Consider the following 15,353-nt stretch of genomic DNA (forward strand, 5'->3'; position numbering starts at 1 on the left):
TAATGGCAAAACTCATCACAATCTGACTCTTTATTCAGTTTTACAATACTTAAATGACACTAAAAAAACCTTTTCTTATCGTCGCCATCTGGCTGACGCTCGCTGGCACCGGTGGCGCAATGTGCGTTTTGACCGGAATGTACCTCTATCTGAGCCCACAATTGCCGCCGGTCGACAGCCTAAAAGACGTAAAACTACAAACGCCTTTGCGCATTTACTCTTCGGATGAAAAGCTTATCGCAGAATTTGGCGAAAAGCGTCGCACTCCCATCACATTTGACCAAATACCGAAAACCTACGTCGATGCTCTGCTGGCCGCCGAGGATGACAACTTCTTTGAGCATAGCGGTGTTTCAATAAAAGGCCTGATGCGAGCCGTCACACAATTACTATTAACTGGGCGCCGCGCCTCCGGTGGTAGCACCATCACCATGCAGGTTGCCCGCAACTACTACCTCTCCCGAAGAAAAACGTTTGCCCGTAAATTCAACGAGATATTGCTGGCCCTTCGCATCGAACAGGAGCTAAGCAAAGAAGAAATTCTGGAGCTCTATGTCAACGTGATCTTTCTCGGTAACCGGGCCTATGGTATTCACGCCGCAAGCCAAGTTTACTACGGCAAACCACTAAGCCAATTAAGTCTAGCTCAATTTGCCATGCTGGCAGGGTTGCCTAAGGGCCCCTCAACGATGAACCCCATCGCAAATCCGGAACGCGCCCTAACAAGACGGAATTGGATTCTAGGCAGAATGCTCGCGCTGAAGATGATTGATGAAACTGAATACACTGCGGCCGCATCAGAGGAAATTTCATCAAGCTATCACCGCGGCAACGTGGACGTACAAGCTCCCTACGCCGCCGAAATGGCTCGAGCTAAGGCTATTGAACTCTTTGGGCTAAACGCTTACACCGAAGGTTACCGCATCTATACAACCGTCGATAGCGAGATGCAGAACAGCGCACACAACGCTGTCATTAAAGGGCTTTTAACCTACGATAGCCGGCATGGATACCGAGGCCCGGAACAAAAACTAGAACCACCCAAGATTCCCGAGCTTGGCCCTACACCAATAAACGGCACAACATCAACGTCCGACAGCGAAACAGCCTCCGACAAAGAACAAGCCATTGACCCTCACCCCTATATTGAGGCCTGGCTTGACCAACTGAAATCCATCCCTACCTATGGGGGGCTATCGCCCGCTGCAGTGATTCTGGTGTCAGAGCAATCCATCACTGCCCTCACCCACGAAGGTGAAACAGTGGAAATAACCTGGAAACAGGGGCTCAGCTCCGCAAGGGCCTACATCAACCAAGACGCCGTGGGCCCCGCACCGGTAACAGCATCGGATATTGTTTCAGTAGGGGACGTAATTCGTCTGCAAATCAACGATATTGGTGAGTACTCACTTAGCCAGGTGCCTAACGCTCAAGCGGCTCTTGTGTCGCTAAAGCCAGATGATGGAGCCATACTCTCACTTGTTGGAGGCTTTGACTTTAACCAAAGTCATTTCAACCGCGCCACCCAGGCCAAACGCCAACCCGGCTCCAACTTCAAACCTTTTGTCTACACCGCCGCACTGGAAAACGGGCTGACAGCAGCAAGTATTATCAACGATGCGCCTATAGTGCTCGATGATGCCACGATGGAAAGCACCTGGAGACCAAAAAACTCCAGCGGCAAGTTCGATGGCCCCACCCGGTTGCGTAAAGCCCTCTACCGCTCGCGCAACCTGGTCTCCATTCGTGTACTCCGCGAAATCGGCGTGGGCAATACTATTCGCGGCATGAGCCGCTATGGTTTTAACGAAGATGAGCTTCCGCGCGATCTTTCTCTCGCACTTGGCAGTCACGGACTAACACCACTGGAAGTGGCAACCGGCTACGCGGTATTTGCTAATGGGGGCTACCGGGTACAACCCTATTTAATCGAACGCATTCTCGATAATACTGGCAAACGAGTGTACGAAGCATTACCGGCGACCGTTTGTCGTGATTGCGAGACTGACATTAACACCGACACAGCAGCGATCAGCCAAGACAGACCAACAGCAAACGCCAGCGGCCCCGAATTCGCTAAAATTGAAGACGACCCCTTCGCATTGACTTTCAACATCAAAAGCCTGCTGGGACAATTAGAGCCCAGCGACTACCCCCGCGCAGAGAGAGTGCTCGATGAACGAGTAGCCTACATCATCAACTCCATGCTGCAGGACGTTATTCGTCGGGGCACCGGCATACGCGCAAAAGCTCTAGGCCGCTACGATCTTGCGGGAAAAACAGGAACAACCAATGGGCCGGCAGATGCGTGGTTCTCCGGTTATAACAGCGAAATTGTTGCCACCACCTGGCTGGGCTTCGACCAAATAGCCCCCATTGGCCAAAGGGAATACGGCGGTAAAGCAGCCCTTCCCATATGGATCGACTTTATGCGCACCGCCCTCGCAGGAAAACCGGAAACAACCCGCGAACAGCCCCCCGGGATCGTGACGGTCCGAATCGACCCAGAAACAGGAGATCGTGCCAGAGCCGGTGACCCAGACGCCATTTTTGAATACTTCAGAACGGAGAATACGCCGGAAGAATCGGAGGAGACATCCCCCACAAACCTGCGCTATGAAAACGAAGAAAGGCTAACGGAAGACCTATTTTAAAGGAGGCGCCATTTTCCACCATATTGCTTGCTTTGACAGCACATTCTGGTAGTATGCGCGATCCTAAATTTGCGCCTCTCACTGAAGCCAAATTGTTCTCTAAACTGCGGTGCGGTGCTAGGCAAATGACCCGGTAGCGGCACACATAAAAGCCACGAAGGCTGCAAGAGGCAAAACCATGCAAGAAAATATTCAACCAAAATACGGTGAAATGACCGCCACTTGCAGTTGCGGTAACACCATTAAAACTCGCTCTACTCTGGCGAAAGATATTCATATCGACGTTTGTTCCGAGTGCCACCCTTTCTATACAGGCAAGCAGAAGGTTCTGGACAGCGGTGGTCGTATCGACCGTTTCAACAAGCGTTTTACGCGTCGCGGCTAGTAATTAAGCCAGCGCTAGCAAGCCGTTCCGAAAATACCCGCTCTAAAGCGGGTATTTTTTTGCCCACCAACAATCAAGTCAGCTGCCGCACAAGCTCTCGTGTAGAATCCCCCCCATGACCGCAAGCACCCAGACCCAACAACAATGGTACGCAACCATCGCCCTGCCCGTACCCCTGCGCTCCCTGTTCGATTACAGTCTGCCCCAAACAACCACGCCTGACACTCGAAAGCAGCTAGCCGGCTGTCGCGTAAAAGTGAGTTTTCGCTCACAAACACTGATAGGCATTATCATCAACTGCCACCAGACTCCCTCTTTCGATCCCAATAAAATCAAACCATTGGACGAAATACTGGATAAACGAGCCACCTTCCCCGCTGAACTACTAAAGCTCTGCTGGTGGGCGGCCAACTACTACCACCACCCCATCGGCGAAACTCTATACACAGCCCTGCCACAACAACTGCGTCAAGGAAAGCCCGGCGAGCTGACCACAACGGTATGGCGACTTACGGTCGAAGGCCGTGGACTACCGAAAGACGGCTTAAAGCGAGCCCCCAAACAGCAGGAAGTACTGCAGCACCTACTTGTTCACCCCCACCTGAGGGGTGATGAAATTGAGGCACGTAATATAAGCCCCACCACCCTCGCAGCCATGATTAAAAAAGGCTTGCTCGAGAAAGACTCAACCATTGAACCACCACCAACCCAAGCCGAAGTGGACAACACCTTAGTCCTGGAGACACCGCCCAATCTATCTCAGGAGCAGCAAGCGGCGATCGACCAGCTGCGCTACCACCAATTCAAGACCTACCTCCTGGAGGGCATAACGGGAAGTGGCAAAACCGAAATTTACCTGCAAGCCATTGCCCGAGTACTGCAAGCAGGTCAACAAGCACTGGTACTCATTCCAGAAATTGGCCTGACGCCTCAGACAATAAAACGTTTTCGCCAGCGTTTTAGCTGTCCGATTGCCGAACTTCACTCCAATGTCAGCGAGTCCAAGCGCAATCAAAACTGGATGGCCGCGCGGGACGGGCGGGCGCAAATTGTCATTGGCACGCGACTCGCGGCTTTCACACCAATGAAGCAATTGGGCATAATCATTATTGATGAAGAGCACGACCTTTCCTACAAACAACAGGACGGATTGCGCTACTCAGCACGGGACCTATCCATCTATCGCGCCAGCACTCTCCGAATCCCGGTCATCCTCGGCTCGGCAACCCCCTCACTGGAAAGCCTGCACAACGCCATTCATGGGCGCTATCACCACTTGCGTCTCACCAAGCGCGCCGGCTCAGCCAAACCACCACAAATAAATATTCTCGATCTTCGACAAAAGCCGCTTTTTGCAGGCCTGTGTGGCGAGGCCGTAAAAGCGCTGGCAGACACCCTAGCGAACGGACATCAGGCAATCGTATTCATCAACCGTCGCGGTTATGCCCCTACGCTACTTTGCCATCAATGCGGCTGGATTGCTGAATGCCGCAGCTGCGATGCCCACATGACACTGCATCGCACACCACTGCACCTACACTGCCATCACTGCAACGCTCAACAACCGGCACCCCGTCAATGCCCCAGCTGCCATAGCACGCAACTGAACCCCAGAGGCCTGGGGACAGAACAAACCGAGCAATGGCTCCAGCAACAGTTTCCGCAGTACCCAGTCATACGCATCGACCGCGATACCACTCAGCGAAAAAATGCACTCACAGAAACCCTCGAAGAAGTCGGCAAGGGCGAACCCTGCGTACTGATTGGCACCCAGATGCTGGCAAAGGGTCATCATCTGCCCAAAATTGCCCTGGTTGTCATCGTGGATTGCGACCAAGGGCTACTGAGTTCAGATTTTCGCGGCTCCGAGCGCCTGGGCCAGTTAATTGTCCAGGTCGCAGGGCGCGCAGGGCGTGAAGACGTTCCCGGCCGAGTGCTAATCCAAAGCCACACTCCAGACCACCCCCTACTGGAATGCCTAATGACGAAAGGCTACCACCGCTACGCTCGCCAACTATTAAGCGAACGCCAGGCAACGGGACTCCCCCCCTTTGGGTTTTCTGCTCTATTCAGAGCTGAATCCAAACGCCCAGAGAACGCAATCGAGTTCTTACAGATGGTGGCCCGCACGCTTTCTCAAATAGCGCCCGCATCCAGAGATATCCAATACTTAGGACCCATACCGGCACGAATGGAAAAGTTAAACGAGCGCTTTCGCTATCAATTTCAGCTAAAAACGAGTTCAAGAAAGGTTTTGCAGGGCATATTAAAAAAAGGGGTTAAGCAAATCGACCAGCATGCTCTCACCAAGAGAACACGCTGGTCGGTGGATGTGGATGCCTTAGAGAATTAGATAGAATTCAATCTTGCTCACAGGGATAACCAAGCCCCTCCACATCGCTCGGACACATATGCAAGCGCATTTCGGTCCAAATAGTTACTGCCGATTTCCCTGGGCAAGTTTCTTTCTGGCAAGGACCATCATACACCCCGTTACCCTCGTCCCGGATTCCATTATCATTAGAGTCCAAAAAGTACTCACCTACTTCATAGCTAGCATTAGTATTTAGATCCAAATACGCCTCACCCAAATCAACAAAGGCCTCATTGTCGTCATACACATTATTTCCATTTAGGTCATTGAAGAACTCGGCACCGCTAGAAAAAACTAAAACGGGAATCCAAGGGTCATTATACGGGTTGATTATTCCGGCGCCGGCGGTACTGGTCCAGGAGGCGCTACATCTGCCGGAACTTATAGTGCAAGAAGAATCGATGGCGCCGTAATACGGAGTCCAAAAGCTAATTCTTGTACCGTCAAATGCATAATTACCAAACTGGTCGGACGCAACGACAACAAACCCCACATTAGTACCAACAGTATCTAAAGTTCCAGACTTATACCAATCAGCGCCAACGGATAAATGTCCATCGACGGGGATACCACTGGAAACCGTTATATCATCCGAGATAGCGGCTACATCACTCCCGATAACTTCGGCAACAACATGAGCGACCGTACTTACCGTACCACTTGCAACGGTTACAGCGATTAAACCATCACCATCGGAGGAAACGAGCGTATAGCTCCCTGCCAGCGAAATCCCACCGACTGACGTATCAAGCGAAAAACGAACCTGCACACCACCAATAGGATCGCTGGAGGTGTCTGTCACGACAAAAGTCACAATACTACTTTCGGCGCCACCCTGCCCTTTCAAGCTGATTTGGTCCGGTGAAGCAGACACAAAAGAAAGCATCACGATTCCGTCATCAACCTCGATCTCCCCGTCAATTGTCGAGCTATCGAAACTCGGATTATTTGAAGGAGCCCCGCCACAACCGGACAGTAAAAGTCCGAGCAACAGAGTTAAGAAGAAGGGTTTATAACTGAGCTTTCTCGGTGTCATAACGATATCCGCTGCTTTGAGTTAGGAGGAATTCTTGCCTGCGCCCACTCAATGGTGGGCATGGTGGTACTTATAGTATGAAAGCACCCTGACTATTAAGAACTTTAGCAAATGTAGCCGCACACAACTCGCAGCGGTAACATTTTGCTACATTTATACTCGATAATATATTAAGTTGTAGACGTAAACCAATAAAATTATTAGGAAATTTAAGTTCAACAGCTCTTCATGTGGTACGCTTTTCAATGTTCTTCAAAGATCGGTACAATGCTCCCAGCTAAGCTTTAACCACCAGTCAACGCAAACCCAAATCGATACAAATTTTCCTATGGCGCAAAACCACGCCCGAAAAAGTCGTTCCCACGCTAACCGTAAATCCGTTGAGACCCGCGTTCCGGCCTGGGTATGGCTGTTTACCGGCTGCATACTGGGCGCCTTTATTATGTTTTTAATGCGCCTCTCCGAAATGGATCCCGTGCAAAAGGTCGCCAGCAAAGCGGCGCCGGAAGTGAGCGCAAAAAAGGAGAAACCAAAAGCCGAGAAGCCCGCCTCACCCCGCTTTGACTTTTACGACATTCTCAAGGAAAACAAAGTCACCATTCCCGACTTTATGAAAGAGAACGAAACAACCGGTGACACGCCGACCAAACCCGCAGAAGAATATATTCTGCAGGTGGCCTCCTTTAAAAAGGCCTCCGATGCCGAGCAACTCAAAGTCGAATTGATACTGCTAAATTTGCAAGCCCATATAGAGCAAGCCCGGGTGCGTAACGGTGAAACCTGGCACCGGGTTCTGGTTGGCCCTTTCGAATCTCGCTCTCAGCGGGAAAAAGCCCGCAGCACCCTAGTTAGCAACAAATACGAGGCCCTGGTACTAAAACGTGCGCCCTCTGCGAAGTAAACTTGAAATCAGCTAGGCAGCCCCAACCTTTTCAGCATTCCCTCAGCAACCATAACCATTAAGGATTTTCCGTGGAACAATATCGCGGTACGACTATTCTCTCTGTCCGTCGAGGCAATCAGGTCGTGATTGGCGGCGACGGTCAAGTTTCCCTGGGCAACACCATTATGAAAGGCAACGCCCGCAAAGTAAGACGCTTGTACAAAGATCAAGTCATTGCCGGATTCGCCGGAGGCACCGCCGACGCCTTTACGTTATTTGAACGCTTTGAAGCCAAACTGGAGGCTCACGGTGGACAACTCACGCGCGCGGCAGTCGAACTGGCTAAAGACTGGCGCACCGACCGCGCCCTGCGACGTCTCGAAGCCCTTTTGGCAGTAGCCGACAAAGACGCCTCCCTGATCATTACCGGAAATGGCGATGTCATTCAGCCGGAAGACGACCTGATCGCGATCGGCTCCGGTGGTGCCTTCGCCCAGTCCGCTGCCCGCGCACTGCAGGAAAATACGGATCTACCCGCAGCTGAAATTGTGAAAAAAAGCTTAACGATTGCCGGTGACATTTGCGTGTACACCAACCACAATTTCACTATCGAACAATTGCAATACTGAGTGGCGCCCCACGCGATTCAGCAGTATTAAGGCTTAGCTATGTCTCAAATGACCCCCCGTGAAATCGTCCACGAGCTGGACAAACATATTGTTGGCCAGCAGGCTGCGAAGAAGGCCGTTGCCATTGCCCTGCGCAACCGCTGGCGTCGCATGCAGCTGGACAAGCAGTTGCGCAATGAAATTACGCCTAAAAATATTTTAATGATCGGCCCCACCGGCGTCGGTAAAACCGAAATCGCCCGACGCCTGGCCAGGCTCGCCAACGCGCCTTTTATCAAAGTGGAAGCGACCAAATTTACCGAAGTCGGCTATGTCGGCCGCGATGTGGAATCCATTATCCGCGATCTGGTCGACCGCTCGATCAAACTCTACCGCGAACAGGAAATGGCCAAGAGCAAACACCGAGCGATGGAAGCCGCAGAAGAGCGAATACTGGATGCCCTATTGCCCCCAGCCCGCAACGACGAAGAACAAAACCACGAATCCAGCACCCGGCAGATCTTCCGCAAAAAATTGCGCGAAGGAGAATTGGACGAGAAAGAAATTGAGGTGGACGTATCTACGACTCCCGTCGGCGTCGAAATCATGGCCCCCCCCGGCATGGAAGATATGACCAGCCAGCTCCAGAATATGTTTTCCAACCTCAATACGGGAAAAACCAAAAAGACCAAACTCACGGTTAAAAAGGCGTTTAAGAAGCTGACCGATGAAGAAGCCGCCAAGCTCATTAACGAAGAGGAGCTGAAAGCTCAGGCGATTGAAGCCGCTGAACAAAACGGCATTGTCTTTCTCGACGAGATCGACAAAGTCGCCAAGCGCGAAGGCACTTCCGGAGCCGATGTCTCCCGCGAAGGCGTACAGCGCGATCTGCTACCACTAATCGAAGGCTGTACCGTGAGCACCAAACACGGCATGATCAAAACCGACCATATCTTGTTTATCGCCTCTGGAGCTTTCCACCTGTCCAAGCCCTCGGACTTAATTCCAGAGCTACAGGGTCGCCTGCCGATTCGCGTCGAACTCGAAGCTCTGACACCGGAAGATTTTCAGCGTATTCTCACCGAGCCAGATGCGTCGTTAACCGAACAACAAGAAGCACTGTTGGCAACCGAAGGTGTTAAGCTCACATTTACCGAAGATGGTATTCTCCGCATTGCCGAGATCGCCTACGAAGTAAACGAGAATACCGAAAATATCGGCGCCCGCCGCTTACATACGGTACTGGAAAAACTGCTGGAAAGCATTTCCTATGAAACCGATAGCCCCGACACTGAAATCAGCATCGACGCAGCCTATGTCGAGCTACAGCTGGGCGAGCTATCGAAAAACGAAGACCTCAGCCGTTTTATTTTATAAACCATGAACCTCACTCCCAGCACAATCAAGCTCCACCGCACATCCTGCATACTAGAGGTGGCCTTTGGCGATCAGCGCTTTCGGCTACCCGCAGAATATTTGCGGGTATATTCGCCTTCCGCAGAGGTTAAGGGCCACGGCCCAGGCGAAGAAGTCCTACAACTCGACAAGGAAAATGTCGCCATTACCGGCATTGAACCCCAGGGCAACTACGCGATTAAATTAATTTTTAGCGATGGCCACGATTCGGGAATTTACTCCTGGCACTATTTGCATGAACTGGGAACCCAACAGGAAGAGAAGTGGCAGGAATATCTGGCGAGAGTCGAAGCCCACAAAACACAAAGCCAAGCGGAAGAAACCGCCGCAGTACGCTGGATAACACCGGAATAGCGAAAACCCATCGCCCGAAATCAGCGGTCACCTCCACAGATACCTTGTTGGCCATTACTGCGCTCTTTTTAAGGTACAATACCGAAGTCGAGAATAAGAGGTTCGCCCATGTCCAAAGAGCACACCACTCACTTCGGTTACGAAACTGTAGACGTCGAGGAAAAAGCCAAACGCGTTGCTGACGTGTTCCATTCAGTCGCCGCAAAATACGACTTAATGAACGATATAATGTCTGGCGGCGTTCACCGTATCTGGAAAAAATTCACTATCGAGCTTTCCGGTGTGCGCACGGGCAACACCGTGCTCGATATTGCCGGTGGCACCGGCGACCTCACCGCAAAATTTGCCCGCATCGTCGGCCCTGAAGGCAAGGTCGTACTGGCAGACATTAACGACTCTATGCTCAAAGTTGGTCGCGACAAGCTTACCGACAAAGGCTTCGTCGGCAATGTGCAGTACGCCCAGGCCGACGCTCAATACCTGCCGTTTCCGGACAATAGCTTTGACTGCATCACCATCGCCTTCGGCCTGCGCAATGTCACCGACAAAGACCTCGCCCTGGCCTCGATGTTTCGCGTACTAAAACCCGGTGGGCGTCTACTGGTACTGGAATTTTCCAAGCCTCAAAACAGCCTGCTGGAAAAGCTCTACGACACCTACTCCTTTCGCGTACTCCCATTTATGGGCAAGCTGGTCACCAACGACAGCGACAGCTACCGCTACTTAGCCGAAAGTATCCGCATGCACCCAGACCAGGAAACGCTCAAAGGAATGATGGCAAACGTCGGTTTCGCCGAATGTAAATACTACAATATGACCGGTGGTGTCGTAGCACTGCACAAGGGCATTAAGCCCTAATGAGCACAGATCCAAGCTACGTAACCGCGTTTGCTCAAGGCTTAGAAAGCGTAATAAATGCTGCCTTGAAATACGACCCCGGCACGCGCCGAAACCTCACTAAAATCAACGGCAAAGTGCTCGCAGTCGACTGCCGACAACCCGAATTGACATTTTATTTTCAAGCCATTGATGAGCAACTACAGGTGCTGGCTCACTACGAAGACGAGCCGACCACAAAAATCGAAGGCAAACTGTTTAGCTTGTTTCACCTAATGCAGAACCCCGGCCACAGCCTTGCGGATAGCGGCGTCACCGTAAGCGGACAAGTTGCCTTACTGAGCGACTACCAACAGATTTTAAAAAACCTCGAGATCGATTGGGAAGATGCGCTTTCCTCCCTGATGGGTGATTTGCCTGCCCACCAAATAGCTCAGCTCGCACGCGGCGCATTCAATTGGTTTCAACCAAAAGGACAGCGACTGCCACAATTTCTAGCGGAATTTCTTACGGAAGAGCTGCGCGCTATACCCGCAAAAAGCGAAATAGAGCATTTTAGCCGCAATGTCAGCCTGCTAAGGCAGCAAACCGATCGGTTGGATGCACGCGTACAAAAGTTACTCGCCGAACAACAATCGCAACAATAATTTCACTACAGGTTACTCGTGGCCAAATTTCTTCGCCTGCTTAAAATTCTGCACACCGTCGGTCGATACCGGCTAGATGAACTGGTACACACCAGTAACAGCCCACGCACGCTTAAACTATTACTGCTCATATTCAAGCTCTACCCACGGACGAAAGAAAATCGAGGCAAACGCATTCGCCACGCCTTCGAGGAACTCGGCCCCATCTTCGTTAAATTTGGTCAACTCCTCTCCACCCGGCCGGATCTTATTGCCGATGACATTGTTGATGAGCTAGACCACCTACAAGATAACGTCGCTCCATTTTGCAGTGAATTATTTGTCGAAATTGTTGAGCGAGAATTAAAAGATAGCGTAGAAAACCTCTTTAAAGAATTCGACAAAAAGCCGCTCGCATCCGCGTCAGTTGCCCAAGTCCACACTGCAGTACTGCACAGCGGCGAAGACGTCGTAATCAAAGTGATTCGCCCCGGACTCGAACCCATTATTGAAAAAGACACACAACTGCTGCGATTTATTGCGCAACTGGTCGAAAAATTTACTCGTGAAGGTAAGCGCCTGCGTCCGGTTGAGGTGGTAGATAACTATCGCGAAACCATTTTTGACGAATTAGACCTCGCCCGTGAAGGCGCCAACGCCTCGCAGCTTAAACGCAATTTTGAACATTCGAAAATGCTATACATTCCAGAAGTTCACTGGGATCACAGCACCCGAAACGTATTGGTATTGGAACGTATCTACGGTTTACAAGTTACCGATGTCGAACAGCTCAAAGCTCATAATATCGATTTAAAACTATTAGCCGAACGCGGCGTGGAAGTGTTTTTTACGCAAGTCTTTGAGCACAATTTTTTCCATGCAGACATGCACCCAGGCAATGTGTTTATTTCCAAAGAGAACCCACAAGACCCGTGCTATATGGCTGTGGATATGGCCATTGTCGGCACTCTAACCCGCGAAGACCAATACTACCTCGCCCGCAATCTACTGGCCATGTTCCGCCGCGACTACCGCCAGGTAGCCGAGCTACACGTGCTAAGCGGCTGGGTACCACGCGACACCTCCATTGCCGGTTTCGAGTCAGCCATTCGCGCCGTATGCGAACCCATCTTTGAAAAACCGCTAATTGAAATCTCTTTTGGCGAAGCGCTAATTTCACTCTTCAAAACCGCGCAACGCTACCAAATGCCGGTACAACCACAATTGGTACTGCTGCAAAAAACGCTGTTAAACATTGAAGGCCTGGGTCGACAGCTCTACCCGGAACTGGATTTATGGGATACCGCCCACCCCTACCTCGAACGCTGGGTACGCGACCGTTTCCACCCCAAAACCCTGTGGGGTGATTTTAAATACCACGCACCGGAGTGGATGGAAAAATTCCCACAAGTACCACATTTAATATTCGACACATTATCGGAAGTAAAACAACTAGCGAAGATTGCACCGGAGCTTAAAGAGGCCAGCAAGGCTTTAAAACAAGCTCAATCGGGTAGAAGGCCCCAGAAAAACCTACTCAATTTAATAGGTGTTTGCTCCCTCGCGGGCGGAGTTTTCCTGGCTTTGCAGAATTCTTCAGAGCTAGTGAATTTGCCCATCGCATCGTTATTATTGCTCGGTGCAGGCATACTGGCTCTTATATTGAAATAGGAAAAGTAACTTACTGTCCCAATTTTGTAATCAGGGAGAATTGTCGAGACAACGTCCAATACCTTCGGGTTAATCTGCGATAACTCATAAATTTTCTGTTGATGGATTTCCTCGCGTTTAACTTTATATTTAAACATTAACGCCACATTTTTAACTACATCGACTGAACCTGAAAATTCGCTGTTAAACGTATCGAGTTGAGCCAAAGCATAATCTAGCGCGTCTGGCCCAGGCCCAGCGCGCTTCGTATCAACCCCATTCTCCAGCAAATATTCCACAAAGTCTGAAGGTTTCGTGCCTTCCACAGCAGTAATCAACGCCGTTTTGCCGTAGAGATAATATCCATGCAAATCCATCCCCATGGAATACAGTTTTAGTCAAATAGTCATTTACTGTCCGCTAAAGCGGTGCAGATCCAAGGCCCCACAACTGCCCCACCATTAGCCCCATGGGGTTTACTCCACAAACCCTAGCCCGCGTGAAGCCCCCACGGAGGATTGTGGGAACTACTCCCCCCGAGCTAAAAGCTCCGATTTACTTAACCAAAGCACAAAGCCCCGAGCTAAAAGCTCCGTGTTTGAAGCTAAAAGCTCCGATTTACTTAACCAAAGCACAAAGCTCCGAGCTAAAAGCTCCGTGTTTGAAGCTAAAAGCTCCGATTTACTTAACCAAAGCACAAAGCTCCGAGCTAAAAGCTCCGTGTTTGGAGCTAAAAGCTTCGATTTACTTAACCAAAGCACAAAGCTCCGAGCTAAAAGCTCCGTGTTTGAAGCTAAAAGCTTCGATTTACTTAACCAAAGCACAAAGCTCCGAGCTAAAAGCTCCGTGTTTGGAGCTAAAAGCTTCGATTTACTTAACCAAAGCACAAAGCTCCGAGCTAAAAGCTCCGTGTTTGAAGCTAAAAGCTTCGATTTACTTAACCAAAGCACAAAGCTCCGAGCTAAAAGCTCCGTGTTTGAAGCTAAAAGCTTCGATTTACTTAACCAAAGCACAAAGCTCCAAGCTAAAAGCTAAAAGCTCTGTGTTTGAAGCTAAAAGGTACCCCCCTGGAGTAAAAACATATCAGAGAGACCTTTCGCCATACAGGAGGTACAACTGGCCACAATTTATTGCATGATTCGAACCGCCAGAGCTGTCCCAAGTGAAACCTGCAATGAGTGTCACTACTGAAGTAAAAGCAGGAAAACCCACCGACGGGGCGCAAAGGCCCAGCGGTTTGGGTTACAGGTTGTTTATGGAGAAAACGCGGAATTTGTGTCTGGCATAGCGCCTCAACCTCGAGCCCCCTTAAAATAAGGCATCATGTTTCAGTCTGATCAAGGCTGCCATTTATACCGGCAGACAAATTCGTCAAATGCCGTGGCGCTATCAGATAAAACAAAACAAGCGTTGACGCAGTAACGATTGGAATAACGTGCCAGAGGAAAGGTTTTTGAGACGCTTAAAAAGCAGAATGAGTACCCAGCTTGGGTTACCCCAATTTTAGTGGGGCGCTAGGCTATTACAGCCAAACAAGACCGCATCAACATAATAAAGGCTTAGCCAAAAGTACTTGATAGAGGCGCTATTAAGCTTAAACACGACCGAAAAGACATATTGGCTTAACGACTAAACTGTGGCCAGATTTACTTGGCCACTGCATTACCGCTCGGTTTTATTTTCTACCGCCCATTTGTACAAACGATTCTTTTTTTCGCCACTTAATTTCGCGCCAATAGCCGCCGCCTGCTTGAGCGGTAACTCATCCATTAACACCGCCATCATTTTTTCAACATCATCACTAAGCGTATCGCCTTCCTTTTCCGGCGCGACGTAGCCCTGCACCATCACCACCATTTCGCCGCGCACTTGATTGGGGTCGGTATCCAGTATTTGCAACAACTCAGCAAACGTAGCGGAAAGAAAAGTCTCGTAGGTTTTGCTGATTTCTCTGGCCATCACGACCTGTCGGTCCGGGCCAAAAACCTCGGCCATAGCCGTAATAGAATCCTGAATACGATGGGGCGATTCGTAAAAAATCAGCGTGCGGGAGTCTGTGGCCACCGCATCCAGGCGTGAGAACCGAGCGGTATTTTTTGCTGGCAGGAATCCTTCAAAGGAAAAGCGGTCTGAAGGTAGGCCCGCCGCAGAAAGCGCCGCCACCACCGCGCAGGCGCCAGGGATGGGGATAACGGCTATTCCCTGCTCTCGCGCCAGCCTGACCAAACGGTAGCCGGGATCAGAAATTAGTGGTGTTCCCGCGTCGGAAATTAACGCTACATTTTCACCCTGCTGTAAACGCTGCAACCATTTTGCGGTCTGGGCCTCGTTACTGTGATCATGGTAGGGCAACACGCGTGTATCAATACCAAAATGCTGTAACAGTTTTGCACTGTGCCGGGTGTCTTCTGCGGCTATAATGTCGGCCTTGTTTAGGGTATCTATAGCTCTCTGGCTGATATCACCGAGATTGCCAATGGGAGTTGCGACTATGTATAGCGCGTTTGTGCTGTTCATTTGTTATATTTCG

Annotated in this window: 13 protein-coding genes; 10 read left to right on the plus strand and 3 right to left on the minus strand. The window is 50.4% G+C overall.

Annotated elements, in window-relative coordinates:
• Positions 1–53 precede the first annotated feature (53 nt).
• The 3 genes from H5715_RS12885 (at position 54) to H5715_RS12895 (ending at position 5,392) form a co-directional block, all read left to right on the plus strand.
• Positions 54–2,654, plus strand: a complete 2,601-nt coding sequence (locus tag H5715_RS12885; protein ID WP_075185423.1) for a penicillin-binding protein 1A — start codon at positions 54–56, stop codon at positions 2,652–2,654.
• A gap of 178 nt (positions 2,655–2,832) precedes the next feature.
• Entirely contained in the window at positions 2,833–3,039 is a 207-nt protein-coding gene (gene rpmE, locus H5715_RS12890) for a 50S ribosomal protein L31 (RefSeq protein WP_075185422.1), read from the plus strand.
• 115 nt (positions 3,040–3,154) lie between these two features.
• The gene (locus H5715_RS12895; protein WP_075185421.1) at positions 3,155–5,392 is read left to right on the plus strand and encodes a primosomal protein N'; all 2,238 of its coding nucleotides are present in this window, start codon (positions 3,155–3,157) and stop codon (positions 5,390–5,392) included.
• Positions 5,393–5,399: 7 nt separating this feature from the next.
• On the opposite strand, the gene H5715_RS12900 is transcribed toward H5715_RS12895, so the two are convergent.
• A complete protein-coding gene (locus tag H5715_RS12900; protein ID WP_075185420.1) occupies positions 5,400–6,449 on the minus strand; it encodes a hypothetical protein in 1,050 nt (349 codons plus the stop codon).
• A 328-nt stretch (positions 6,450–6,777) separates the two neighbouring features.
• Between H5715_RS12900 and H5715_RS12905 the strand changes: the two genes are divergently transcribed.
• From H5715_RS12905 to ubiB, 7 genes are all read left to right on the plus strand, one after another.
• On the plus strand, positions 6,778–7,350 hold the full coding sequence (locus H5715_RS12905; protein ID WP_075185419.1) for an SPOR domain-containing protein: 573 nt from the start codon (positions 6,778–6,780) through the stop codon (positions 7,348–7,350).
• Positions 7,351–7,421: 71 nt separating this feature from the next.
• Positions 7,422–7,961, plus strand: coding sequence for an ATP-dependent protease subunit HslV (hslV, locus tag H5715_RS12910; RefSeq protein ID WP_075185418.1), 540 nt, complete (start codon positions 7,422–7,424; stop codon positions 7,959–7,961).
• 39 nt (positions 7,962–8,000) lie between these two features.
• Positions 8,001–9,317: an ATP-dependent protease ATPase subunit HslU gene (gene hslU / locus H5715_RS12915; RefSeq protein ID WP_075185417.1), complete on the plus strand. Its 1,317-nt coding sequence runs from the start codon at positions 8,001–8,003 to the stop codon at positions 9,315–9,317.
• A gap of 3 nt (positions 9,318–9,320) precedes the next feature.
• On the plus strand, positions 9,321–9,710 hold the full coding sequence (locus tag H5715_RS12920) for a gamma-butyrobetaine hydroxylase family protein (RefSeq protein ID WP_075185416.1): 390 nt from the start codon (positions 9,321–9,323) through the stop codon (positions 9,708–9,710).
• Positions 9,711–9,818: 108 nt separating this feature from the next.
• Positions 9,819–10,568, plus strand: coding sequence for a bifunctional demethylmenaquinone methyltransferase/2-methoxy-6-polyprenyl-1,4-benzoquinol methylase UbiE (gene ubiE / locus H5715_RS12925; RefSeq protein WP_075185415.1), 750 nt, complete (start codon positions 9,819–9,821; stop codon positions 10,566–10,568).
• Positions 10,568–11,194: a ubiquinone biosynthesis accessory factor UbiJ gene (locus H5715_RS12930; protein ID WP_075185414.1), complete on the plus strand. Its 627-nt coding sequence runs from the start codon at positions 10,568–10,570 to the stop codon at positions 11,192–11,194. The genes ubiE and H5715_RS12930 overlap by 1 nt, the downstream gene beginning before the upstream one ends.
• An 18-nt stretch (positions 11,195–11,212) precedes the next feature.
• Positions 11,213–12,844 carry a ubiquinone biosynthesis regulatory protein kinase UbiB gene (gene ubiB / locus H5715_RS12935; RefSeq protein WP_075185413.1) on the plus strand — a complete coding sequence of 544 codons (1,632 nt, stop codon included), beginning with the start codon at positions 11,213–11,215 and terminating at the stop codon, positions 12,842–12,844.
• A gap of 506 nt (positions 12,845–13,350) precedes the next feature.
• Here ubiB and H5715_RS12940 read toward each other — a convergent pair.
• A complete protein-coding gene (locus H5715_RS12940) occupies positions 13,351–13,836 on the minus strand; it encodes a hypothetical protein (protein WP_185906532.1) in 486 nt (161 codons plus the stop codon).
• Positions 13,837–14,485: 649 nt separating this feature from the next.
• A complete protein-coding gene (rsmI, locus tag H5715_RS12945; RefSeq protein ID WP_075187292.1) occupies positions 14,486–15,340 on the minus strand; it encodes a 16S rRNA (cytidine(1402)-2'-O)-methyltransferase in 855 nt (284 codons plus the stop codon).
• Between the last annotated feature and the right edge of the window lie 13 nt (positions 15,341–15,353).

This window comes from Teredinibacter haidensis (assembly GCF_014211975.1).
Lineage (GTDB): Bacteria > Pseudomonadota > Gammaproteobacteria > Pseudomonadales > Cellvibrionaceae > Teredinibacter > Teredinibacter haidensis.

Coding starts and splice junctions, on each gene's coding strand:
- H5715_RS12885 (WP_075185423.1), top strand. CDS start 54: ATGACACTAAAAAAACCTTTTCTTATCGTCGCCATCTGGCTGACGCTC.
- rpmE (WP_075185422.1), top strand. CDS start 2,833: ATGCAAGAAAATATTCAACCAAAATACGGTGAAATGACCGCCACTTGC.
- H5715_RS12895 (WP_075185421.1), top strand. CDS start 3,155: ATGACCGCAAGCACCCAGACCCAACAACAATGGTACGCAACCATCGCC.
- H5715_RS12900 (WP_075185420.1), bottom strand. CDS start 6,449: ATGACACCGAGAAAGCTCAGTTATAAACCCTTCTTCTTAACTCTGTTG.
- H5715_RS12905 (WP_075185419.1), top strand. CDS start 6,778: ATGGCGCAAAACCACGCCCGAAAAAGTCGTTCCCACGCTAACCGTAAA.
- hslU (WP_075185417.1), top strand. CDS start 8,001: ATGTCTCAAATGACCCCCCGTGAAATCGTCCACGAGCTGGACAAACAT.
- H5715_RS12920 (WP_075185416.1), top strand. CDS start 9,321: ATGAACCTCACTCCCAGCACAATCAAGCTCCACCGCACATCCTGCATA.
- ubiE (WP_075185415.1), top strand. CDS start 9,819: ATGTCCAAAGAGCACACCACTCACTTCGGTTACGAAACTGTAGACGTC.
- H5715_RS12930 (WP_075185414.1), top strand. CDS start 10,568: ATGAGCACAGATCCAAGCTACGTAACCGCGTTTGCTCAAGGCTTAGAA.
- rsmI (WP_075187292.1), bottom strand. CDS start 15,340: ATGAACAGCACAAACGCGCTATACATAGTCGCAACTCCCATTGGCAAT.